This window comes from Flavobacterium riviphilum (assembly GCF_055231795.1).
The window spans coordinates 87,054-113,196 of the sequence record NZ_JBUYSY010000007.1 but is presented as its reverse complement, the minus strand read 5'-3'; the positions used below and the strand labels follow the sequence as shown (position 1 = coordinate 113,196).

Here is a 26,143-nt window from a genome sequence, read left to right as displayed (position 1 = left end):
TTTTATGAAAAAAACCACTATTTGGGTTGCTTGTTTAGGAATACTATCAGCAACCACAGTATTTGCACAAGAAAAAATAGTACTCAAAGGCAAAGAACTGTTTGGCGACATGCAAGCCAGACACATAGGGCCAGCACTTATGAGCGGTAGGATTACCGATATTGAAATGCACCCTACCAACAACAAAATCATCTTTACCGGAACAGCCGGTGGTGGGGTTTGGAAAAGTATTGATGGTGGAGCATCTTTTAATTCGGTATTTGACGATCATATTCAATCTATAGGATGCGTAGCTATCGATCCTTCAAAACCCGACCAAAACATTTGGGTGGGAACTGGTGAAACTTGGACTAGAAATAGTGTTTCTATGGGAGACGGAATCTACAAATCTACCGATGGAGGACAAAACTGGAAAAATATGGGATTGCCAAAATCGGACCGTATTGCATCTATTGTTATCGATCCTAAAAACAGCGATGTGGTTTGGGTGGCCGTTCTGGGTGCCCTTTGGGGTGATAGTGACGAAAGAGGCATTTACAAAACTACCGATGGAGGAACTACTTGGAATAAGGTCTTATTTGTAGACAACAAAACAGGTTGTTCGGATTTGATTATGGATCCAAAAAATAGCAATATTATGTATGCTTCTTTTTGGGAATTCCGAAGAACAGGTTGGTCATTCAGCTCGGGAGGAACCAAATCAGCTTTATATAAAACCACCGATGGAGGAAAAACTTGGAATAAAATTCACAACGGATTCCCAGCTGGACAACTAGGTCGCATTGCCATTGCGGTTGCACCTTCAAATACAAACATTTTATATGCTGTTTTAGAAACCGAAAAAGCAGAAAAGAACGGATTGTACCGATCTGAGGATGCTGGTGCTACTTGGAAACACTTAAATAGTGACTTTGGATTAGTCGTGCGTCCTTTTTACTTTTCTAGAATTGTGGTTGACCCAAAAAATCCTGATATCGTAGTAAAAGGCGGTTTAAATGGATCCATCAGTCGTGATGGTGGAAAAACCTTTAAAAATCTAGGCTATATGCACTCTGACATTCACGACATTACGTTTGACAACCTAGACAGCAATCGTATTTTTTGCGGAACCGATGGTGGGGTTTATAGAAGCTGGGATGGAGGAAACACTATGGAAATGGTAAGCAATCTACCCGTTTCTCAATTCTATCACGTAAGCATAGATGACAAAGAACCTTTTAATGTATATGGAGGCTTACAAGACAATGGCTCTTGGTACGGTCCCTCAAAAAGTCCAGGTGGTGTCGAATCGCGCGATTGGACTAGAATTGGCCAAGGCGATGGTTTTAGAGTTATCAAACATCCAACCAAAAACATTATTTACAGTGAAATGCAAGGGGCTGAAAACGTTTGGCGTTTCAATACCGACACGCAAGAATTGATTACGATTCAACCTTTGGCAGTAAAAGGCGATCCAAAATTGCGGTTCAATTGGAATGCGCCAATGGAAATCAGCCAAAAACAACCCGATCGTTTTTATATGGGAAGTCAATTTGTGCACAAATCGGAAGATAGGGGAAGAACTTGGACTAAGATTTCACCCGATTTAACCACCAAAGATCCGCTGAAAATGGATACTACAAAATCAGGTGGATTATCCGTTGACAACTCAGGTGCTGAGCAACATTGTACCATCTTTACCATTGCAGAATCTCCTTTAAACGAAAAAGTAATTTGGGCTGGAACTGATGATGGTAATATTCAAGTTACCAAAGACGGAGGTAAAACATGGACAAACGTTGTCACCAATATTAGCGGTTTACCCAAAAATACTTGGTGCTACCATATAGAAGCAAGTGTTTTTGGAGAAGGAACGGCTTATGCGGTTTTTGAAGGCCACGCCAAAAACGACTACACACCTTACACCTTCAAAACTACCGATTATGGTAAGACTTGGAAATCAATCATAACGCCTGACGTTGATGGTTTTGTTCGCAACATTCAAGAAGATTATACCAACGAAAATTTATTATTCTTGGGTACTGAAAAAGGATTGTATATCACCATCGATGGAGGAGCCAACTGGTCACACTTTACTAATAATATGCCAGCCGTTGCCATTCACTTCATGGATTTAAGTAAAAAATCCAATTCCTTGGTAATGGCTACCCACGGTAGAGGTATAATTATTTTAGATGATATCACGCCTTTACGCCAAATCAATCAAAATGTTTTGACCAAAGATGTACACTTTTTCAACTTAAAACCCGCAGTAATCGAAGAACAATCTAGCTTTGGAACTACTGCAACAGAACTAGAATTTGTAGGTAAAAATCCATCTACAAGTGCTCAAATCATTTACTACTTAAAGAAAAGACATACTTTAGGTAAAATGGATATTGAAATTCAAGATGAAAAAGGGAATAAAATCATTTCATTACCTCCTGGAAAACAAAAAGGAATTAACGTGGTCAACTGGGATTATAACATGAGAAACCCTAAAATTGCCGCTGCTAAAACCCTTTCGTTTGCAGGATTTACAGCTCCTAGAGTACAAGAAGGCACGTATAAAGTAGTATTAACCAAAGGTAAAGAAACGTATACACACGACCTTAAAGTAGTAAACGATCCCAAAAGTAGTATCTCCGCAGCCGATCGTTTGAAACAAAAAGAAACTACTCGTGAATTGTTTAACAAAAACGAAGAATTGGCGTATACTGTTTATGAAATTGATGAAACGGTAAAATTATTAGATCAATTGATTACTAAAAATAAAGCTTTTAGTAAACAAGGCACTAAGATAAAATCTGATTTCGAAAACCTTAAAGCCAACATGGTGGTTACTACAGGTGATGCTTATGTAGGTGCTGCCGAACCACAATTGAGAGAAAAATTAGGCCAATTGTATGCTGCTGTAGCAAGCAATTTTACGGCCCCTTCTCCCTCTCAATTAGAAAACAAAGAAGCTATTTTACAACGATTCGAAACGGCTATGAATGACTTTAAAAAATTGAAAGCCAAAAACGAAACAACCTATCTTAAACAAGCCAAAGAACATAATATTCCGTTTGTACTTAAAACCTATGATGAGTTTATAGCTGAATAATTTCATTTCACATAAACTTTTGAAAACGCTAACTTCGGTTAGCGTTTTTTTATTATCGGATATGAAAATATTTTTATTTATCCGATATTAATTGTAACTTTGTGGGGTTATGTGGAAAATAGATTTAGGATATCGCGAAGAATTTCAATCAACTTTTGAACGATTGTACCAAAAAAAACAAGATTTGCAAAATAGCAGACCCTTGCCTACTATCGCTTTGAATAAAATCAAAGAAAGTCTATCCATAGAATGGACCTACAATTCTAATAGTATAGAAGGAAACACCTTAACCCTCAGAGAAACCCAAATGGTCTTACAAGAAGGCATCACTATAAAAGGGATTTCCTTGAGAGAACATTTTGAAGCACACAATCACGACAAAGCCATTGATTACCTTTTTTCGATAATCAATGAGAACTATGTATTACGAAGTATGGATATATTATCATTACACGGTTTGGTATTACGTTCCATTGAAGATGATTTTGCAGGTAGGTTACGTAATGGAGGGGTTCGCATCTCTGGGGCTAATTTTGTTCCACCTAATGCCAACAAAGTTTCGGATTTACTAGATGAATTGATTGATTTCATTAACACCAACCCTTTACATCTAAACGATATTGAGTTAGCAACCATCTTTCATCATAAATTAGTTTGGATTCATCCTTTTTTTGATGGCAATGGAAGAACGGTTCGCTTAAGTATGAATTTGTTATTAATGCGCTGTGGCTTTCCACCGGCTATTATCCTCAAAAACGACAGAAAAAAGTACTATGAAGCCCTCAATCAAGCTAATAACGGCAACTATCAAAAGCTTATGCTCTTAATGAGTCAAGCTCTTGAACGAAGTTTGAATATTTACCTAAATGCTATGCCTGATAGTAACAACGACTATCAGACAATAGCTAATATTGTTAGTGAACCAAGCAGCCCTTACGGACAAGAATACGTTAGTTTATTAGCGCGTACAGGAAAAATCGACGCTTACAAAGAAGGCCGAAATTGGTATACAACCAAAGAAGCCATCGAAGCTTACATCAGCAGCAGGAAAAGAAAACGCTAACCCCAAAAAGTTAGCGTTTTTTTTAGCGCTCTTTTCAATATAATCTTCGATAGGACTCTACTAAAACAAAAATATAATAGAATATTTCTTTTAAGAAAAACATTCCAAAATATTGCATAAAAAGTTATATTGCGTAAAATATCTTATAATCATTATTATTTTTTTATGTTAATAAAAGCAATCATTGTTGATGATGATCCCAAATCTAGAGAGTTAATTCATAGTTTTTGCAAAAGCTATAGCGATAATAAAATACATGTTTTGGATTTATGCCATTCAGTTGACTCAGCTATACTTTCGATTGAAAAACACCAACCAGATTTAGTTTTTTTAGATATTGATATGCCAAAAAAAAATGGTTTTGAATTATTGAATCATTTTACAAGAGTACCTTTTGAAATTGTTTTTGTAACGGGTCACGACAACCAATACACAAGAGCTTTAGAAATTAGCGCCCTAAATTATCTGATGAAACCCATCAACCCTCTGAACATTAAATCAATTATCGATCACTTTGAAAAAAAGGAAGCATTAGATACAAGTATTAATCAAATAGCCATTTTAAAAAACAATTTAAAAAGTGAAAAAACAACATTAGTCATTCCAGACAAGGACGGGTTTAAAGTGTTGACCGTTACTGATATCATCAGTTGCGAAACTGGAAACGGAAGTGGTAAATGCAAAATTGAAACTACCAAAGGAAATATTGTTATTTCAAAACCAATGAATAAAATGATTCAATTACTACCAGCATCTATTTTTTTAAGTGTAAGTAGCAGTGCCATAATCAATAAAAAAATGGTTGAGTCCTTTAATGGTAAAGAATTTAAATTAATAATGAACAACGGTCGTATCATAAAAGTTTCTGAAAGATTTTTTAATAAAAAAGAATTAATTGATGCACTATCAAACTAAAATTTTATCTCTCTTTTTATTTTTTATCATATTTCCTTTTTTTGCTCAATTCAAGCCTTCAAAAAATTATACTACTGCTGATGGGTTACCCAATAACGCAGTTAGATCGCTGTTTTTAGACAAAAACAATGACTTATGGATTGGCACTGAGAATGGAGTTTCTAGATTTTTAAATGGAACTTTTCAGAATATCTTTGAATCTGATGGTTTGGGCCACAACAGTTGTTGGGATATAACGCAAGACATCAATGGAAATATGTGGTTTGCAAGTTATGGTGGCGGTGTGAGTAAATTTGATGGAGATAAATTCAATGTTTTTACAGTTAAAAACGGATTACCTGCTAATAAAACTAGAAAAGTATTTCCTTATAAAAATAAAGTATACGTAGGGACAGAACAAGGCATTTCGATTATTGACATAAACACCAATAATGTTGTTACTCCTAAACTACCCTCTCATAAAGAAGATTTTATTTCACTTTCTTTCTTCATCTATGAAAATGAAGTATATTTTACCACTGTACATAACGGTTTGTACAAAGTAGACCAATCGAACATTGTTCCTCAAATTATCCCGGTCGTATCAAATCAAAAAGCCTATAGTTTGGGGCTTTTTGGCACTACACTTTACAGTAGTAATGAAGGTTTTATTGAAAAATATGATATCGCAAAAATTAAAAAAGGTGATACTTCATCGATTAAATTTGGTCAATCGATAGTATGGCAATACACAAAAGACAAAAGAAATACCATTTATGCAGCAGCATGGGGTGTATATACTCCTGATGGAGGCCTTTACCGAATTGAAAAGGATAAAATGATTCCTATTGCAAATTATTTTGGCGTAGATTCTAAAGTTTTATTAAATGTTGTTTATGACAAAAGTAACGATATACTTTATGTTGGGTCTAATGACAAAGGAGTATATGCGATACGGCTGGACGAAATGATTACTTATCATGCCTTTGAAAACAAATCGGTAATTGACTTTACCTTTTCTGGTAGTCAAAAAATAGTCTTGCATAAAAAAGGAATTTCTATTTTAAACGCTACAAATAAAGTTTTAAAAACAGTCTCATTAACCGATTTCAAAAAAGTTGAAGCTGATTTTCTTCTCAAAAACAAAAACAAAAATAAAATAGCTACTCAATATAGAGAATCAAGAGATTTTGAACTTAATTTCAACATACCCGCCAACGAAATAGAATTTTATGAAATAGTAAAACACCAAAATTCTTTTTGGGTAAGTTCTAATATTGGGATTTTCGAAATGAGCGGTCATGGAGAAATCATAGCATATATTCCTAAGCATAGTTTGAAAATTGGATTTACAGCAAATCACAAATTCATCGAAACCATTACTTATGCAGGTGTTTATTTATACGATAATGTATATCAATTAAAAGGCAAACATTATTCGAAATTTGAAAAAAGAACGCCTCAATTTATAGTCAAAATCTTAAATAACAACAATAAAACGTATCTGCTTTCGGTCTTTAATGGACTGTATATTTACAAAAACAACGAATTTCATTCCTATTTGGCAGAAGGCATTTGGAAAGAGAAAAAATTCAAGCACATCACGGTTAACTCAAAAGGCCAATTGATTTTGTCAGCCGAATTTGGTGATGTGTTTATTATTGAAGATTCAAAAAAATTCAAAATTTTGAAAACCATTTCAAAAAAAGAAATTATAGGCAACACCATTCAATTTCTTGAAGCTCACAAAGATTACATTTTAATTGGTACTGAAAGAGGAATTAATATTTATAAAAACGGAAAACTACAACTAGTTGACAAACAACTGGGATTGAATGATTGTGTCATAACAACATCACAAATTTTTGAAAATCAATTATGGCTTGGTACCAAAAAAGGTTTTTACACCATCGATTTAAACAAACTTACTACAGATAAAAACACCGTTTCTAGTATCGAAATCAGAAGAATTTCCATCAATGCAGAACCCATAAAATCATCCCATTACAATTGGTTTTCTTATACTTCCAAAAAATTAGTATGCGACTATCAGCACAATACCATCGCTATAGATTTTATGCCAAAAGGCCATTCTTTTGCTGATAAACTAAAATTTAGATATCGATTAAAAAAAACAAATCGTTGGAGTCCCTATTCCGACAAACCTTTTATTTATTTGTCCTATTTACCTAATGATTCCTATAATCTTGAAATTGAAGTATTCGATTTACATGCTGGAAAAACCACGCGATTTGACCTTTTAAAAATTATAATTCAGCCACCTTTTTGGAAAACGGGATGGTTTTACGGATTAATGACAATCGTATTTATTTCGGTTGTTTTTTTCATAATTTTCAGTATAAAAAAGAGAGCCAAGCAAAAGGCCGAAACCGAAAATCAAATTGCCAAAGCTAAGCTTGAGGCTTTATTGAGTCAGATGAATCCGCATTTTACGTTCAATGCCTTAAATACGATTCAGAGTTATGTTTTTGACAGAGACACTCATAATTCGGCTATTTACATAAGTGAATTTGCCCATCTTATGCGACAGACATTAAATAATTCAGAGCGACAAACTATCACAATCGAAGATGAAATCGAGTATTTAGAAACTTTTATAGCTATAGAAAACAAACGCTTTGATAATCACATTCAATATGAAATTCGGGTTGATGATATTATCGACAAAGAAGAAACCGAAATCCCTACGATGTTGCTACAGCCTTTTGTAGAAAATATTTTCAAACACGCTTTTGACGAGAATTCTCTACATCCAGAATTTACCATTGCCTTTAAAATTATTGAAAAGGATCAATTACAAATACAAATCTCTGACAATGGAAAAGGAATTCACAGAACAAACAAAACACATCATTCAAAAGGTATTGCCATAACCAAAGAGCGTCTGAAAATTTTGCAACCTACTAATATTGACCCCATAAAAATTGATTTTTCAGATAGCGGAACTACTGTAAGTATCCTGTTAATTATTTAGTCCGAAATTCAATTATAGCACAGAATACCCAAATTACAGCATAGAAACCCCGAATCATAAGTTCGGGGTTTTTTATTTTTTTTAAACTTTTTAGTTTTGAGTATTAACCATTAAAAAACAAAAATTATGCCTAATTTTTATTGTGAATATTGCGGTACAAAAAGTGCTAGCATTTCAAGTTTAACAGCCAATTCTTGCCATCGTCATCCTCTTGGAGCGGGAAAAGGAAAACATAAATTATATGAAGGTTCTGAAAAATCACAATACAGTTGTAAATATTGTGGAACGTCAACTTCAACAATTTCGAGTTTATCGGGAAATTCTTGCCACAGACATCCTAATGGCGCTGGGAAAGGGAAGCACGCTCCAGCTTTGTAATTATAAAAAAAATGGAAAATAAGATTATTACTAAAGAAAACTTTGAACAAACAAAATCACTTTTAACTCAGATAAATGATTTTGCGTCAAAAAGCAATGAAAATCTTCAACTATACAATCAAAAAATTCAAAATACGACTGATTTGGCTACCAAAGTTGGAGAGATTTTTATTGAATCAAAGAGAATTACAAATGACAATTTAAAACTCAAAAATGAGTTAGCAAAAATTGTTTCAGATTTTAAAATTAAACAAGGCTATTTACACGCAATTTTTGATGAACGCAGCAGAATCATTGACAAACATTTCGAGATTATAGATAAGGGAATTCGAGAAAATAATGATGATTTAATCTTGAAAGGATTAAGAGGTGCAAGTGAATTTGTTTCCACTAACCCTTTGGATAATTTTGATACTTTCAAAAATATACTTCTTGATAAGAATGCACCTTTAGAATTAGACTTTTAACTATGAAAAGAACAATACTATATGCCACTTTAACGATACTCCTTTTTAGCTGTGGTTCTAAAATAAGCTACGAACAACAAATACGACAATATAACAATTATATTTCGACCGCTGATTCCTTAAATAAAATTAAATATTATAAACAAGCTATTATAGCTTTAAACGAAGCTATTAAAATTACCGATACATTACCTCAAGCTTATTTAAAAAGAGGCAATTCTAACCTTAGCTTAAAAAATTACGATAATGCAGAAGAAGATTTTAGTGATGCAATTAAAATTGAAGGAGATAAATCAATTGCATATAAAGGAAGAGCAATTGCTTATTATTTCAAAAATGAAAAGGGTAACTTTATTGATGACATAGATAATTACATAACCAATCACAGTAGTGACCTATATGCTCATTCATTAAGGGGAGATTATTACACAGAGGAAGAAGATTTTGAAAAAGCAATTCTAGATTATTCAACCTGTTTAAAAATTAACCCCCACAACTCAATATTTTATTTAAAGCGCGGAAATGCTTATGCAATAGATGGGCAAACTAACTTAAGTATAATGGATTATGAAAATTATACACGCCTTAATCCAGACAAAAATAATGATGCAATTCTTTATAAAAGAGCAATACTTAATTTTAAATCAAATAATTTTCAAAAAGCAATAAATGACTTTTCTCTGATTAGTACATCATTCGCAAACTCTAAAGTTTTTGAATTGAGAGGAGATTGTTTCTTTGCTTTGAAAAACTACACTAATGCAATAAAAAATTACACATTATTCTTAGCAAAGAATCCAAATAACATTGATGTTATTTCTAAAAGAGCAGATTCTTATTTTATAAGTAATGATTTAAAAAACTCAAATTCTGATTATAAAAATGCAGCTTTATTGAAATGGAAATCAAAAGGCTTTTTGTACAAATACGGATGGTACATTTTATTCATCTTTGGCTATTTTTTGGCTGGATTAATCGCGATTTCTACAGTAACTGAAGAGTATGACAATAAAAAAATATCTAAAAGCTATTGGTATTATTTTTTAACCGGTTTGTTTGGTGGACACTATGGGTATATTAATTATTTTGGAAGGTATTTAGTACACACTTTCTTAATTTTCACCTTATTTTGGCTTAATTCTTTTACTATACGCTCATTTTACAATCATTACGATTTACTTTGGTCAGGAGTTATAAGTACCCCCTATAGTGTATCAATACTATATTTAATTTTAGTGCTACTCGCCATAGATTTTTTAACATTACCATATTCAGTGTTTAGTTTTAATCATAATTTACGACTTTCTATTAACACTGAAATCTCTAAACAAAGGGAAATTGAAATTAATAAAATGGCTGTTATACTAGAGAAACAGAATACTAAATTTAAAACTTTAAAATCATGAGTTGGTTTAAAAATGTAATAACTGGTGGTAATTTTAATAGATTACAAGACGAGCAAAGTGAATTTAATAAATTAGCCAAGTCTTTTTCATTATTGCAAGATAGCTATGTAGATTTAAATCAAACACATTTGGATGCTTTATATTTTCTAAAAAAAGAACGTGAAGAAGTCGTGAAAAATTTAACACTTAGTAAAAATTTAATTTCTAAGGTAAAGTCAATAACAAACGATAAAAAGCAAGAAATAAAAAATGACTTCGTAACATATGTGGAGAATCAAAATATTGAATTTCACCTTGGAGATATATCAATTAATTTTCAAGGAAAACTCGATAACGTCAGTGAAACTTTCGTTAAATCGTTAGACAGTTCATTTAAGAGACTCGAAAATAAAAAAAATTATACTAAAGCAGATTTAAATGCTGAGTTAGCCATCGTTGCAGTTGAAACTTTAATTAAAGGTGTTGATGAAATCATAAATTTGAATAAAGAGGTAAATGAAAAGAGAAAACACATTACGGCATCTACAAAAGAAATATTTAAAGCCAAAAGTAAAATATCAAAACAAGCCCCAAAAATTTACATTGAAGTAAAAAGGATGATAGAAATTGCCACTGTATTAAATAAGCATAATCAAGTTTTTTCAATTAAATATCAAGCGATTCAAAGGGAGATAAATAAAAAATCTAAAATCTCAATTTTTTTCAATGAACTTTTCAATAAAAAAATAATTCCGGATGAAATGATGCAAAAAAACATTCATTCATTAATGAAATATTCATCGGAATACAGCAGGTTTAACAAAGAAAGTAATATTTAAAAACAAAAAAAACGCTTACGATAAATGTGTTTCTTTTTTAACATAATCTTCCATACTGTTGTTTAGAAAGTAGCATCCAAAATGGTAACTTTGCTTCTGACCATTCGGAATTGACATACACTATGCTAAACACAGAAAACACAATTGAGGTACAAGGAGCCCGTGTCCACAATTTAAAAAATATTGATGTAGTTATTCCTCGAGAAAAACTCGTCGTAATTACAGGTCTTTCGGGTTCAGGAAAATCATCTTTAGCTTTTGATACTATTTATGCCGAAGGACAACGACGCTATGTAGAAACCTTTTCGGCTTATGCCCGACAATTTCTAGGTGGATTAGAGCGTCCGGATGTAGATAAAATTGATGGACTCTCACCGGTGATAGCCATTGAACAAAAAACAACTAGTAAAAGCCCTCGCTCAACGGTGGGAACCATTACCGAAATATACGATTTCTTGCGCTTATTGTACGCACGTGCGGCAGATGCCTACAGTTACAATACCGGAGAAAAAATGGTTTCGTATTCTGATGAACAAATCAAAGAATTGATCATTCAAAACTTTAACGAAAAAAGAATCAATATTCTGGCCCCCGTTATCCGAGCAAGAAAAGGACATTATGCCGAACTCTTTCAACAAATTACCAAACAAGGTTTTCTAAAAGTAAGAGTAAATGGCGAAATTGTTGACATTACTCCCGGAATGAAGCTCGATCGTTACAAAACACACGATATTGAAATTGTAGTCGATAGGATTGCCGTAGACACCTCCGAAGATATTCAAAAACGCTTATCCGAAAGTATCAATACCGCTATGTATCATGGTGAAAATGTATTGATGGTTTTAGATCAAGACACCAAGGAAGTGCGTTTTTTTAGTCGCAATTTGATGTGCCCCACAACTGGAATATCCTATCAAAATCCTGAACCCAATTTGTTTTCTTTCAACTCCCCAAAAGGAGCTTGCGAACACTGCAACGGATTAGGAACGATTAATGAAATTAATATCAAAAAAATCATCCCAAATCCAAAATTATCCATTAAAGCAGGGGGATTTGCTCCATTGGGAGAATATAAATCGACTTGGATTTTCAAACAACTCGAAATTATTGGCGAAAAATATGGTTACAAAATTACCGATGCCATAGAAACCTTTTCTGATGAGGCACTAGAAATCATTCTTAACGGTGGTAAAGAAAAATTTGCTGTACACTCAAAAGATTTGGGCGTAACCCGAGAGTATAAAATTGATTTTGAAGGCATTGCTCAATTTATAAAAAATCAGCACGAAGAAAACGCCACAACCTCAATCAAACGTTGGGCCAAAGAATACATGGACGAAGTTGATTGTCCTACTTGCGAAGGATCCCGTTTAAAAAAGGAAGCCAATTATTTTAGGGTAAATGAAAAAAATATTGCTGAATTGTGCCAAATGGACATCTCAGAATTAACCGCTTGGTTTTTGGATTTAGAAAACCACCTAACAAATAAACAGCTTCGTATTGCATCTGAGATTATTAAAGAAATCAAAGATCGACTTCAATTCCTAATGAATGTTGGTCTAAACTACCTAGCCTTACATCGCAGCTCAAAATCATTATCGGGAGGGGAAGCACAGCGCATTCGTTTGGCCACCCAAATTGGATCACAATTAGTGGGTGTACTTTATATTCTAGACGAACCGAGTATTGGTTTACATCAAAGAGACAACGAAAAACTCATACATTCGCTAGAACAATTGCGTGATATTGGCAATTCAGTATTGGTGGTTGAGCACGATAAAGATATGATGGAACGCGCCGATTATGTAATTGACATTGGCCCAAAAGCCGGCAAACACGGTGGAGAAATAATTAGTATAGGTACACCAAAAGAAACCTTGGCCTCCAATACTATAACAGCCCAGTTTCTCAACGGCACCATGAAATTTGAACTCCCCACCAAAAGAAGAGATGGCAATGGCAAAACCTTAAAACTAAGCGGAGCAACAGGAAATAACCTCAAAAACATTACCATTGAAATTCCCTTAGGTAAACTAATTTGCGTTACCGGTGTTTCAGGAAGTGGCAAATCAACTTTGATCAACGAAACCCTCTACCCTATCTTGAACGCTCATTATTTTAACGGGGTCAAAAAACCACAACCGTATAAAAAAATAGAAGGTTTGGAACATATCGACAAAGTAATCGATATTGACCAAAGTCCAATTGGAAGAACACCACGATCGAATCCGGCTACTTATACCGAAGTATTTACCGAAATCCGCAACTTGTTTACCATGACTCCCGAAAGTATGATTCGAGGGTACAAAGCGGGACGATTCAGTTTTAATGTAAAAGGTGGCCGATGCGAAACCTGCGAAGGATCGGGGGTTCGAACCATCGAAATGAACTTTTTACCCGATGTATATGTGGAATGCGAAACCTGCCAAGGCAAACGTTTCAACAGAGAAACACTTGAAATTCGTTACAAAGGCAAATCCATTTCGGATGTGTTAGAAATGACTATTGATGAAGCAGTTCCCTTTTTCGAAAATATCCCAAAAATCTATAGAAAAGTCAAAACCTTACAAGATGTAGGTTTGGGCTACATTACTTTGGGACAACAAAGTACCACACTTTCTGGAGGCGAAGCACAACGCATCAAACTAGCTGGCGAATTGTCTAAAAAGGATACAGGAAACACCTTTTACATACTAGACGAACCCACTACAGGATTGCATTTTGAAGACATTCGTGTGTTGATGGAAGTAATAAATCGATTGGTCGATAAAGGCAACACCGTTTTAATTATCGAACACAACTTGGATGTCATCAAACTATCCGATTACATTATCGACATAGGCCCCGAAGGTGGAAAAGGTGGTGGACAACTTGTCGCCAAAGGTACTCCAGAGGAAATTGTAAAGGTCAAAAAGAGTTATACCGGAATGTTTTTAAAGAAAGAATTGCTATAATTCCCCTCCTTTGGAGGGGTGCCCGTAGGGCGGGGTGGTTTTTTTATTGCATTTCTTTTCTTTATATTTAAATTCTAAATATTAATTTATATGGAAGAGAACAGAGAAATAACCGCCCATATAAACTCCAAGCCCATATACAGAAATTTTATAGAAAACTTACCTTACAACGCAAATTTAAATAGCAGAGCTAGGGCATTACGAAAAGCAGGAGTTCTTTCTGAAGTTATCTTTTGGCTACAAGTGCATAAAGGAAAATTTTGGAAAATTGATTTTGACCGACAACGAATTATCGGAAATTATATTGTGGATTTTTATGTAAAAACATTAGGGTTAGTTATTGAAATTGATGGTTCAAGTCACAACAACAAGGAAGAGTATGACCAAAAAAGAGAGGACTATTTAATATTATTAGGCTTAAAAGTTTATAGAATCTCTGAGTTAAGAGTGAAACATGATTTGAATAATGTAATGAGAGAGTTAGAGGAATATATTGTTAAGGAATTTGGATAAAAAATGTTCAACTTAATAACCACCAGACCCTTCGGGCACCCTCCAATTGAGGAAAAGTAAAAAAATAAATAAAAATATAAAATTATGAAACTAGAAGATTTTGGTCACGACGAAGAAAAAGTTATTCATGACAAATTCAAGCGCAAAACTTGGAATGAAATCAAAACTAATGACAGCTGGGCTATTTTCAAAATCATGTCTGAATTTGTCAATGGTTACGACACCATGAGCCGTATTGGTCCTTGTGTAACCATATTTGGATCGGCAAGGATCAAGCCTGGCACCCCTTTTTACAATTTAGCCGAAAAAATTGCTTACAAAATCAGTAAAGCGGGCTATGGTGTAATTACCGGTGGTGGCCCTGGAATTATGGAAGCCGGAAACAAAGGAGCGCATCTTGGTGGCGGAACCTCTGTGGGACTAAACATCGAACTTCCTTTTGAACAACATTTTAACCCCTATATCGATTCGGACAAAAACCTAAATTTTGATTATTTCTTTGTACGAAAAGTAATTTTTGTAAAATACTCCCAAGGTTTTGTAGTCATGCCCGGTGGATTTGGTACCATGGATGAATTTTTTGAAGCTATCACCTTAATTCAAACCAAAAAAATTGGAAAGTTTCCTATCATCTTGGTGGGCTCACAGTTCTGGTCTGGCCTGATCGATTGGATCAAAAATGTACTAATCGAACAAGAACACACCGTTAGCAAAGAAGATTTAGAACTCTTTAAAGTAGTAGACACCGAGGACGAAGTACTAGATGTACTGGATCAATTCTACAAAAAGTACGATTTAAGTCCTAACTTTTAATTCCAAACTGTCGTTACGACAGTTTTTTTTTACCCTTATAGTACTTCCTTTCCTTTAGATACTGTATTTTTATGCCATACAACTACTTTATTTTATAATTGAATTAATGCGCTATAAAAAATTCATGTTGGTTTTAAGCCTGCTCTTATTCTTTCAATGGATGAATGGGCAACATTATGCCAACCTAAAAGTAACCGTAGATTGGAAAACCAAAACCTTAAAAGTACAACAGTTATTACAGTACAAAAACAACAGTACTGATGTATTAGAAACCCTTACACTCAACGACTGGAACCATGCCTATTCTAGCCAAACAACCCCATTGGGAAAAAGGTTTTCGGATGAATTTTACAGAGGATTTCATTTATCAAAAAAAGAAGAAAAAGGGAGCACCCAAGCATTAAAAATTCAAGAAACCAATCAAAAGGAGGTTACTTGGTACCGCTTGTACCAACAACCCGATGTGATTGAAATTGTCTTAAATCAACCTCTTGAACCCCAACAAATCGTAAATCTTGAATTGTCATATGAAGTAAAACTTCCACACCATCGTTTTACAGGAGTAGGGTTTTCATCCAAAAAAATGGTCCTTAAAGATTGGTTTATTACCCCAGCTCGATACGAAAACCTCTGTTTCGTCCAAAACAGCAACGAAAACCTAGACGATATAGCAAATGGGCTATGCGATTTTGACTTACAATTCAATATCCCTTCATTTGTCCAACTCACAACAGATTTAAATGTACTAACGTCCACATCCCAAGAAAAAACGGCTACTTATCATTTACAAGGTAAAAAACGGTCGAGTTTTAGCATTTACTTAGAGGAAACAAACAGTTTTACAAATTTTAAGACGGATGAGATTGAAATTGCAACAAACCTAAAAGATTTCGACCTAGACCCCATACAAAAAGCGATACTGATAGAAAAAGTTGCCAAATTTACCCAAAAATTTATTGGCCCATATCCTTATGCGAAATTGATCGTTTCACAAGAAGACTACAACCGCTATCCCTTTTATGGTCTCAATCAATTGCCTTCTATATTAAATCCATTCAACAAAGAGTTTGTTTTTGAATTGCAGTTTCTCAAAACCTATATAAACAATTACTTAAAAAACAGCCTGCATTTAAACCCTAGAAATGATAGCTGGATCTACGATGGGTTTCAAATATTTTGCATGATGCAATACATTGAACAATACCATCCTAATCGCAAAATGTTTGGCAATATTAGTGACATCAAACTACTGCGAAGCTATAATTTGGTGAATTTGAAATTCAACGAGCAATACAGCTATTTTTACATGCTAATGGCCAGAAAAAACCTAGACCAACCCATTGGCAATCCCAAAAACACTCTCCTTAAGTTCAACGAACAAATAGCAAGTAAATACAGAGCAGGATTAAGTTTAAACTATTTAAACAAATACTTGCAAAAAGAAATTATACCTACTACCCTTTCAGAGTTTTACAGTAAAAACATACATAGAGAGGTGACTAGAAAAGAATTTGAAAACCTGTTACAAACCAAAACAACAATAAATTTAGATTGGTTTTTTCATACCATTATCGACTCAAGAGAATTATTAGATTTTAAGTTTAAAAACGTTAAATCTACTAAGGATAGTGTTTCTTTTGCTATAAAAAGCAAAACAGGAGTTCAAGTCCCGATACCCGTTTACGGAATTAAAAAAAACGAAATTGTCTTTTCCACTTGGATCGAAACAAACCAAAAACCAGATTCCATTTACTCCTTTCCCAAAAAAGAAGCCGAAAAAATCATTCTCAATTATAAAAATGAAGTTCCCGAATTTAATCTAAGAAACAATTGGAAAAAACTAGAAGGTTTTTTCCCAAACAACCGTCCCTTAAAAGTAGTGCTAATAAAAGATTTAGAAGATTCCTTTTACAATCAATTAATCTACAATCCAGTACTGGGTTTCAATGCCTATGACGGATTTTCACCAGGACTACGCTTACACAACAAAACCGTTTTAAACAAACCCTTCATTTTTGATCTGAGCCCAATGTATTCCCTAAAAGCTAAAAATTTTTCTGGCTCAGGGTATATAGCCATGAATCAAAACAACCGCAACAGCAGATGGTACAACATTAGATATTCTTTTGGAGCTTCATATTTTCATTATGCACCAGATGCCACCTATTTACGCTTGAATCCCATGATTCAAATGCAAATAAGAAATGAAAATTTTAGAGACAACCGAAAACAATTCATAATGCTTAGAAACCTTTTGGTGGACAGGCAAAAAAGTAACCTTGTCAATGATCCGTCGCTGTTGAATTATTCTGTTTTTAACGCTCGCTATACCAACACCAAAACAGAAATAACCAACCATTTAAGTGTCGTAACCGACATTCAGTTGTCTAAATTTTTTGGTAAAACAGCAATTGAAATGCAATACCGCCATCTGTTCAATGACAACCGACAATTAAATCTCCGTCTCTATTTAGGTCAATTTTTGTATAATAAAACTACAGACTCCAATTTTTTCAGCTTCGCTCTTGACCGGCCAACCGATTATTTATTTGACTACAATTACTACGGACGATCTGACGATAGTGGTTTTTTTAGCCAACAATTCATACTTGCTGAAGGAGGGTTTAAATCAAAATTAAAAACACCTTTTGCCAACCAATGGATTAGTACCTGCAATGCCAGTTATACTATCTGGAATTGGGTGGAAATCTATAGCGATTTTGGAGTTATAAAAAGTAAAAACAACGCGGCAAAATTGGTCTACGATAGTGGTATTCGATTGAATTTACTCACAGATTATTTTGAACTTTTTTTACCTATCCATTCCAATGAAGGATGGGAATTTGACCAAGGTAAATATCAGGAGAAAATTCGCTTTGTTATCACATTCGACCCTGGTAAACTTATAAATTTATTTACTCGAAAATGGTTCTAAAAACATACAAAAAACAAAATATATTGATTAATATTTATTTTTTTAACATAAATACTAACCTATAAGAGAATATGAACAGTTTTTTTAAATTTTGATTGAAAATAATTAAATTTATATTTTTATTAACAATTATGAAAACTACTAGTTTTTAAGTAAGTTTGCATTAAAATAATACCCCATCATCATGGTAAAAGAACAACACAACGATACACTTACTTTTGAAGACTTTAAAACTGAGGTTATAAACGATTATAGACTTGGAATTACTAGCCGAGAATGTAGTCTTTTAGGACGCAGAGAAGTACTAACCGGAAAAGCCAAATTTGGAATATTCGGAGACGGAAAAGAAGTACCACAATTGGCCATGGCCAAAGCCTTTCAAAATGGTGATTTTCGCTCGGGTTACTATCGCGACCAAACCTTCATGATGGCAATTGGGGAACTGAATCCACTTCAGTTTTTTGCGGGTTTGTACGGTCATACTGATTTAAACTTTGACCCTATGTCGGCAGGAAGACAAATGGGAGGACATTTTGTAACCCATAGTCTTAATGAGGATGGTTCTTGGAAAAATTTGACTCAACAAAAAAATTCAAGTTCCGATATTTCCCCTACTGCTGGACAAATGCCAAGACTACTAGGATTAGCACAAGCTTCCAAAATATATAGAAATGTTAGCGGTATTCCAACAGCATCTAATTTTTCAACAAATGGAAACGAAGTAGCTTGGGGCACCATAGGCAATGCCAGTACTTCCGAAGGTTTATTTTTTGAAACCATCAATGCTGCTGGTGTACTTCAAGTACCTATTGTAATGAGCATTTGGGACGATGAATACGGTATTTCTGTACATGCCAAATATCAAACCACTAAAGAAAACATTTCAGAAATACTTAAAGGATATCAAAAAGAAGACAACACTAATGGCTACGAAATATTTCGTGTCAAAGGTTGGGATTATGCAGAATTAATTACAGTGTATGAAAAGGCTGCAAAAATCGCTAGAGAACAACATATTCCGGTACTCATTCATGTACAAGAATTGACACAACCCCAAGGTCACTCCACTTCAGGTTCTCATGAAAGGTACAAATCCTCAGAAAGATTAGCTTGGGAAAGAGAATTTGACTGTTTACGTCAAATGCGACTATGGATGATTGCCTTAAACATTGCCTCTGCAGAGGAATTAGACGAATTAGAAACCACAATCAAGAAAGAGGTCTTAGAAGCCAAAAAAACAGCTTGGAATAGCTTTATCCAGCCTATTATTGACCAACAAAAAGACATCATAGCATTGTTAGAAAAAGTGGCACCTTTGAGCAAAAACAAGGAGCAACTTACACAATATATTACCGAACTAAAAGCCATCAAAAATCCACTTATTAAAGAAATTTTAATGACGGCTAGAAAAGCATTGCGCCTATTAATAAATGAAAATGGCCAACATGAAATCGCGCAATGGATTCAAAATTACATTAATACTACACAACCTAAATTTAGTAGTCACTTATACTCTGAAACAGCTAAGAATGTATTCTCTGTCGAAAAAGTAGCACCTACTTATCTAGAAAACGCAAAAGCCGATACCGACGGAAGAATGATTCTAAGAGACAACTTTGATGCTTTGTTTCACAAATATCCTGAATTACTGATTTTTGGTGAAGACGCCGGAGCTATTGGCGATGTGAACCAAGGCCTTGAAGGGATGCAAGAAAAATATGGAGAATTACGCGTAGCAGATACTGGTATACGAGAAGCAACCATTGTGGGCCAAGGAATCGGAATGGCTTTAAGAGGATTAAGACCCATCGCCGAAATTCAATACCTCGATTATTTGTTGTATGCAATTCAAATTATGAGCGACGATTTAGCCACACTTCAATACCGAACCGTTGGGAAACAAAAAGCACCGCTAATTGTTCGTACGCGTGGTCACCGTTTAGAAGGAATTTGGCATTCTGGCTCCCCAATGGGTATGATCATAAATGCCGTTAGAGGTATGAATGTACTGGTACCAAGAAACATGACACAAGCTGCTGGTTTTTACAATGCCCTTTTAGAATGTGATGAACCCGCTTTAGTAATCGAATGTTTGAACGGCTATCGCCTAAAAGAAGTTCCACCTTCCAATTATGGTGAATTCAAGACCCCTATCGGAGTCGTAGAAACACTCAAGGAAGGAAAAGACATTACCTTAGTTTCCTACGGTTCTACACTACGCTTGGTGGAACAAGCTGCTCAAGAACTTGCATTGACCAACATCGATTGTGAAGTAATTGACATACAATCATTACTACCATTTGACATTCATCATGATATTGTAAAAAGCTTAGCTAAAACTAATAGATTATTAATTATTGATGAAGATGTCCCCGGAGGCGCCTCCGCTTATGTATTACAACAAATTTTAGAAATACAAGACGGATACAAATATTTGGACAGCAAACCAGAAACATTAACCGCCAAAGCACATCGTCCTGCCTATGGTACAGATGGAGATTACTTCTCTAAACCATCAACCGAAGATATTTATGAAAAAGTATATCAGATGATGCACGAAAGTAACCCAACTAAGTACCCAAGTTTGTACTAGTCAACAGTAACACATAGCAAATGCCGTTTCAACCAGAAACGGCATTTTTATTTGCATTACAAAGCACTCAGGAAAGTCTTTTTTTAGTACATTTAAAATTTCAATAAAAAAATATGACTTCACTAGAAAACCTATTGCTAAAAATTAAAGAGGTAAAAGTTATTGCGCCAACAGTACCTTATTCTTCCTACGTACCAATAGATTTATCCATACATAATACAACTATAACAAACCATAATTTACGTACGGCTACTGATTTTGAAAACTACATCAACTCTTATCTAAAACAAAATCAAGCAAGCATTGCTTATGGCGGCTATAACGAAACAAGAAATTTGTATAAAAGAAGCCATGTATTCCATAATGCTACAGAGGAAGAACGAAACATACACATTGGTCTCGATTTATGGACCAAAGCCAATACACCTATTTTAGCAGCCTTAGACGGTAAAATTCACAGCTTTCAATACAACGATCAATTAGGCGATTATGGCCCCACCATACTCCTAGAACACCATATAGATAACCATCAATTTTATACCCTATACGGACACTTATCTTTAGAAAGTTTACAAACACGCTATAAAGGACAAAAAGTAAAAAAAGGTGAAATTATCGCAACACTTGGAGAATCAAGCGTAAACGGGGATTACGCACCTCATTTACACTTTCAAATCATAAAAGACATCCAAAACAAGGAAGGTGATTACCCAGGAGTATGTAGTATCAATACATTACCGTTTTACTTATCCAATTGCCCAGACCCTAATATATTATTAAAAATCAACTCTTGATCATGCATCCAAACGAACAACTCCTGCATCAATTTTACACCGCTTTTCAAAAGGGCGACGCCATGACTATGCAAAAATGCTATCACCCTGAGGTACAGTTTCAAGATCCGGTCTTTGGAGTACTACAAGGGGAACAAGCTGGAAAAATGTGGGAAATGCTACTGGAAAAAGCAAAGAGCGAAATCAAAATTGAATATAGCAAGGTGAAAGCAGACGACACCTATGGCATCGCTAAATGGGAAGCACAGTACACCTTCTCACAAACAAAAAGAAAAGTTATCAATAAGATTGGTGCCGAATTTAAACCCAAAATCCGCATTAGACTTCGTAGCGAAACTGAATTATTCAATAAAAGCAAGTGCTCACGGACTATTTTTGAAGATGTAATACTTCTGTATTTTGAATTTAAAAATGGGAGTAAGTGCTTGGTTTTGAAGAAAAATTCAGTTGGAGTAGATTTCTAATGCGGAATTTGGGTTAAATTCAAAGACGGTCTAATTTACCAACACACCGACAATTTTAACCTTTGGAAGTGGGCACAGCAAGCCCTTGGATGGAAAGGATACCTACTAGGATGGACAAGCTTTTTTCAAAAAAAGACACAAGAAAATGCCCTGCAGGCGCTCCAAGAATACAACAAAAGATAACCCCAAAAAAAAAGCCTATCAAGAGCGGCTCTCGATAGGCTTTTTATATGAATGATAAAGTAGCTTCTACAAAAAGATACTCAAAATATAATACATTATAGCAGCTAATAATGCTGAAATAGGAATAGTTAATACCCAAGCCCATAACAAACTAACGGTTACCCCCCAGCGTACAGCAGAAACTCTTTTGGTCAAACCAACCCCAATAATTGAACCAGTGATGGTATGAGTCGTACTTACCGGTATCTTAAGGTGTTCTGTAAAATAAAGAGTCAAAGCCCCAGCTGTTTCAGCAGCTACTCCTTCAAAAGAAGTTACTTTTGTAATTTTGGACCCCATGGTTTTTACAATTTTCCACCCACCACTCAAAGTTCCAATGGCAATGGCAGAATAACACGCTAGCGGTATCCAAGAAGGCATTTGCCCTTTTATTCCCTTATCGTCATTAGGCAAAATTACATTTAACCAATCCGGTAAAGATTCTTGAGCCGCGCCTGTGGTATGAATATATACGGCTACCGCTGCAGCAATAATCCCCATTACTTTTTGAGAATCATTTCCTCCGTGTCCTAAACTAAAGGCAGCGGAAGACAACAATTGGAATCGTTTCAACCAAGAATCGGCTTGTTGCAAATTAAGACTACTAAAAATCAAACAAAACGTACTGATCGACAATACAATGAAAGCCACCAATAACCATTTGATATTATGCGCTTCAAAAGCAACACTCCAAAATTGTGAATCTGGAAAACGTGGCTTTTCGATATCGGCAAAATATTTCATTTGCTTTTCCACAAACCAAACGGTCAGAGCCATTAAGGATACAGTAAAAATCTTAGGATAGATGCTTTTCTTAGAAGAACTCAACAACCACAATGAAATCAAATAGGAAATAATAGCTCCTAAAAGTGGCGCTAATACAATAAAAGCAATAACAATCAATACACCGGAGGGTAATCCTCCATCTTTACCTTCTTTAAACCAAGTTACTACTCCAAAACCAGCATGAGCAATAGCCGCACCGGCAAAACCACCAATCAATGTGTGCGAAGAACTAGAAGGAATTCCTAACCACCAAGTGAGCAAATTCCAAATAATAGCTGCAATAACCCCTGCCAAAATTACTACAAGATTGATATCCATAGTACTAGCAGTCTTTGCAACTGTATCAGCCACACCAAAACCAAAAACCCAATATGCTAAAAAATTGAAGAAAGCTGCCCAAACCACCGCTTGAAAGGGTGACAATACTTTGGTAGCTACTACTGTTGCAATAGCATTAGCGGCATCATGAAAACCATTGATATAATCAAATATCAATGCTAATACTATGATGATAAGTAATAAAGTAAAATCCATAAATGTTTTTCTATTGGAAATAAATAAGTTTAGGAGTGTTTTACAGTAATAGATTCTAAAACACTAGCTACACTTTTACATTTATCCGTAGCAGTTTCTAACACAGACAATACTTCTTTGTATTTGATAATGTTTTTCACATCTGTTTCGTTTTCAAAAATCTCGAAAACAGCTTTATTATAAACATTGTCAGACTTATTCTCTAGCTTATTGATTTTTGCGCAAGCATTTGTAATGGTCTTCATGCGCTCTAAATTTTTCAACTCTTTTACAGCCGTATCAATATGTTGACAAGCTTCTAAGTTGATTTCAGTAAGCTTACGAATGGATTTTGTGATTTTATCTACTTGATACAAACGCATTCTACTAGCCGCTCCATGTAAGTTATCAGCCACATTGTCAATAGCAGTAACCAAAGAGTGAATATCTTCTCTATCAAAAGGAGTAATGAAATTACGACTTAACTCTAAATTAGTTTGACGGGTTAAATCTTCACCACGTTGCTCTAATTCATCAATTTTTAAAAATAAAACTTCTCTTTCTTTTAGAGGTAAATTAACCGCTTCGTGTAAATTGGAAGCCAATTCAATCAAATTACTAGAGGCTTCTTCAAATAAGGGAAAAAACTTTTTATCCTTAGGTACTAAAAATTGGAAAACACTGTTTAATGTCATTTTATTATGATTTAGAAATGCAAAATTACTTTAATATTTTAAGCTAATGTTAATTTAATGTTACCAAATCATTTTCCACAGAAAAACTATTCAAAAACGACACCGTCTTGATCATATCTTGATGTAAAATCCTATCCTCACCAACAAACGTAACTTCCTCACGATAAGACTTCAAAAATGTTTCTATAAATTCACTGGACTGTAATGGCCTTCTAAACGCAAGAGCCTGAGAGGCATTCATCAACTCAATAGCCAAAATACGCTCTAAATTTTGTAAGACTTGAAAACATTTTGTAGCGGCATTGGCCCCCATACTCACATGATCTTCTTGACCATTACTCGATACTATACTATCAATACTTGAGGGGGTAGCCAGTTGTTTGTTTTGACTTGCAATACTAGCCGCTGTATATTGTGGAATCATAAACCCAGAATTCAAGCCCGGATTATCCACCAGAAAAGCGGGCAAATTACGCAAACCCGAAATCAATTGATAGGTCCTTCTTTCTGAAATACTTCCCAACTCTGTCATGGCAATTGCCATAAAATCCAAGGCTAAGGCCAAAGGTTGCCCATGAAAATTCCCTCCCGATAGGATTTGATCACTTTCAATAAAAATATTAGGATTATCCGTTACCGAATTGATTTCTGTTTTAAAAACATTTTTCACATACTCTATAGCGTCTTTAGAAGCGCCATGTACTTGGGGAATACAGCGAAAAGAATAAGGATCCTGAACGTGAGTTTTGGGCTGAGCAATAATTTCGCTACCTTCTAAAAAGGCATTCATTCGCTTGGCCGTAATAATTTGTCCTTTGTGAGGGCGAATATAATGTATCTTTTCTTCAAAAGGTTCGATACGCCCATCGAAGGCTTCTAATGAAATAGCGCCAATCAAATCCGCAAAGTAAGACAAAGTATGAGCTTTAATTACAATATGAGTCCCATAGGCTGCCATAAATTGTGTTCCATTCAACAAAGCCAATCCTTCTTTAGACTGCAAAACAATTGGCTCCCATGCCATTTGTTGCAACACCTCATGCGAGGCTTGTTTTACCCCCTTGTAATACACCTCTCCTTCTCCTAGTAATGGCAAAGCCAAATGTGCCAAGGGTGCCAAATCGCCTGAAGCGCCAAGTGATCCTAAGGAATACACTACAGGATAAATACCGTGATTATAAAAGTCTACCAATCGCTGTACAGTTTGCAATTGCACACCCGAATGCCCATAACTTAACGATTGAATTTTTAACAACAACATGAGTTGCACCACAGCTTGTGGCACCTCCTCTCCCACACCACAAGCATGCGATTTTACTAAATTTTCTTGCAGCTTGGAGAGATTTTCAGTAGATATCTTAACATTACACAAAGAACCAAAACCTGTATTGATGCCATAAATGGGTTCGGTTTGTGTCGTCATTTTTTTATCTAAAAAACTCCTACATTTTTGAATATTAACAATAGCCTCTTCCGATAAAGCAATTTTTTTATCAAAGTTTAAAATCTCTTGTACTACTTCAAAAGTAAGGAGGTCAGTAGAAATATAATGCGTATGATCCATTTTTAAGTATTGTTTAGGCCTCAAAATTGAATAAATCCATATTAATAAGCAACTTTAAATAGCAATAATTTAATTTCAAATGCAAATTTTCCAAAACCATTAGCATTTTATTAAGAAAGTAAATCCACAGTCTCACTTTTGCATCATCTCCCATCAACTAATTGTACCTTAGAGCCAAAAAAAGTGTTACT

Annotated in this window: 18 protein-coding genes; 15 read left to right on the top strand and 3 right to left on the bottom strand. The window is 34.7% G+C overall.

All coding sequences use genetic code 11. The features are described 5' to 3' along the window. Positions 1–4: 4 nt before the first annotated feature. The 15 genes from ACZIX2_RS08820 (at position 5) to ACZIX2_RS08750 (ending at position 22,172) form a co-directional block, all read left to right on the top strand. A complete protein-coding gene (locus tag ACZIX2_RS08820; protein ID WP_463339732.1) occupies positions 5–3,085 on the top strand; it encodes a WD40/YVTN/BNR-like repeat-containing protein in 3,081 nt (1,026 codons plus the stop codon). A gap of 109 nt (positions 3,086–3,194) precedes the next feature. Then, positions 3,195–4,148, top strand: a complete 954-nt coding sequence (locus tag ACZIX2_RS08815) for a Fic family protein (RefSeq protein WP_463339731.1) — start codon at positions 3,195–3,197, stop codon at positions 4,146–4,148. A 165-nt stretch (positions 4,149–4,313) separates the two neighbouring features. Beyond that, complete coding sequence (locus ACZIX2_RS08810) at positions 4,314–5,063, top strand: LytR/AlgR family response regulator transcription factor (RefSeq protein WP_463339730.1); 750 nt, start codon at positions 4,314–4,316, stop codon at positions 5,061–5,063. Next, positions 5,047–8,037, top strand: coding sequence for a sensor histidine kinase (locus tag ACZIX2_RS08805; protein ID WP_463339729.1), 2,991 nt, complete (start codon positions 5,047–5,049; stop codon positions 8,035–8,037). Before ACZIX2_RS08810 ends, ACZIX2_RS08805 begins: the two co-directional genes overlap by 17 nt. Before the next feature lie 126 nt (positions 8,038–8,163). Next, the gene (locus ACZIX2_RS08800; RefSeq protein WP_463339728.1) at positions 8,164–8,415 is read left to right on the top strand and encodes a hypothetical protein; all 252 of its coding nucleotides are present in this window, start codon (positions 8,164–8,166) and stop codon (positions 8,413–8,415) included. Between the two features lie 11 nt (positions 8,416–8,426). Next, entirely contained in the window at positions 8,427–8,882 is a 456-nt protein-coding gene (locus ACZIX2_RS08795; protein WP_463339727.1) for a hypothetical protein, read from the top strand. A gap of 2 nt (positions 8,883–8,884) precedes the next feature. Next, complete coding sequence (locus tag ACZIX2_RS08790) at positions 8,885–10,288, top strand: tetratricopeptide repeat protein (protein WP_463339726.1); 1,404 nt, start codon at positions 8,885–8,887, stop codon at positions 10,286–10,288. After that, the gene (locus ACZIX2_RS08785; protein WP_463339725.1) at positions 10,285–11,106 is read left to right on the top strand and encodes a hypothetical protein; all 822 of its coding nucleotides are present in this window, start codon (positions 10,285–10,287) and stop codon (positions 11,104–11,106) included. Before ACZIX2_RS08790 ends, ACZIX2_RS08785 begins: the two co-directional genes overlap by 4 nt. Before the next feature lie 122 nt (positions 11,107–11,228). After that, complete coding sequence (uvrA, locus tag ACZIX2_RS08780; RefSeq protein ID WP_463339724.1) at positions 11,229–14,060, top strand: excinuclease ABC subunit UvrA; 2,832 nt, start codon at positions 11,229–11,231, stop codon at positions 14,058–14,060. Positions 14,061–14,150: 90 nt separating this feature from the next. Beyond that, the gene (locus ACZIX2_RS08775) at positions 14,151–14,573 is read left to right on the top strand and encodes an endonuclease domain-containing protein (protein ID WP_463339723.1); all 423 of its coding nucleotides are present in this window, start codon (positions 14,151–14,153) and stop codon (positions 14,571–14,573) included. An 84-nt stretch (positions 14,574–14,657) separates the two neighbouring features. Then, the gene (locus tag ACZIX2_RS08770; protein WP_463339722.1) at positions 14,658–15,386 is read left to right on the top strand and encodes an LOG family protein; all 729 of its coding nucleotides are present in this window, start codon (positions 14,658–14,660) and stop codon (positions 15,384–15,386) included. A gap of 106 nt (positions 15,387–15,492) precedes the next feature. Then, a complete protein-coding gene (locus ACZIX2_RS08765; RefSeq protein WP_463339721.1) occupies positions 15,493–18,321 on the top strand; it encodes an aminopeptidase in 2,829 nt (942 codons plus the stop codon). A 184-nt stretch (positions 18,322–18,505) separates the two neighbouring features. Then, positions 18,506–20,914, top strand: a complete 2,409-nt coding sequence (locus tag ACZIX2_RS08760; RefSeq protein ID WP_463339720.1) for an alpha-ketoacid dehydrogenase subunit alpha/beta — start codon at positions 18,506–18,508, stop codon at positions 20,912–20,914. A 113-nt stretch (positions 20,915–21,027) separates the two neighbouring features. Next, positions 21,028–21,708 carry a peptidoglycan DD-metalloendopeptidase family protein gene (locus ACZIX2_RS08755; protein WP_463339719.1) on the top strand — a complete coding sequence of 227 codons (681 nt, stop codon included), beginning with the start codon at positions 21,028–21,030 and terminating at the stop codon, positions 21,706–21,708. Positions 21,709–21,710: 2 nt separating this feature from the next. After that, positions 21,711–22,172, top strand: coding sequence for a nuclear transport factor 2 family protein (locus ACZIX2_RS08750; RefSeq protein WP_463339718.1), 462 nt, complete (start codon positions 21,711–21,713; stop codon positions 22,170–22,172). Positions 22,173–22,421: 249 nt separating this feature from the next. On the opposite strand, the gene ACZIX2_RS08745 is transcribed toward ACZIX2_RS08750, so the two are convergent. Genes ACZIX2_RS08745 through hutH form a run of 3 tightly spaced genes read right to left on the bottom strand, consistent with a single transcriptional unit; the run spans position 22,422 to position 25,952 of the window. Then, positions 22,422–23,714, bottom strand: a complete 1,293-nt coding sequence (locus tag ACZIX2_RS08745; protein WP_463339717.1) for an anion permease — start codon at positions 23,712–23,714, stop codon at positions 22,422–22,424. A gap of 29 nt (positions 23,715–23,743) precedes the next feature. Then, positions 23,744–24,388 (bottom strand): DUF47 domain-containing protein, encoded by a 645-nt coding sequence (locus tag ACZIX2_RS08740; RefSeq protein WP_463339716.1) that lies wholly within the window; start codon positions 24,386–24,388, stop codon positions 23,744–23,746. Between the two features lie 49 nt (positions 24,389–24,437). After that, positions 24,438–25,952 carry a histidine ammonia-lyase gene (gene hutH / locus ACZIX2_RS08735; RefSeq protein WP_463339715.1) on the bottom strand — a complete coding sequence of 505 codons (1,515 nt, stop codon included), beginning with the start codon at positions 25,950–25,952 and terminating at the stop codon, positions 24,438–24,440. Positions 25,953–26,143 lie beyond the last annotated feature (191 nt).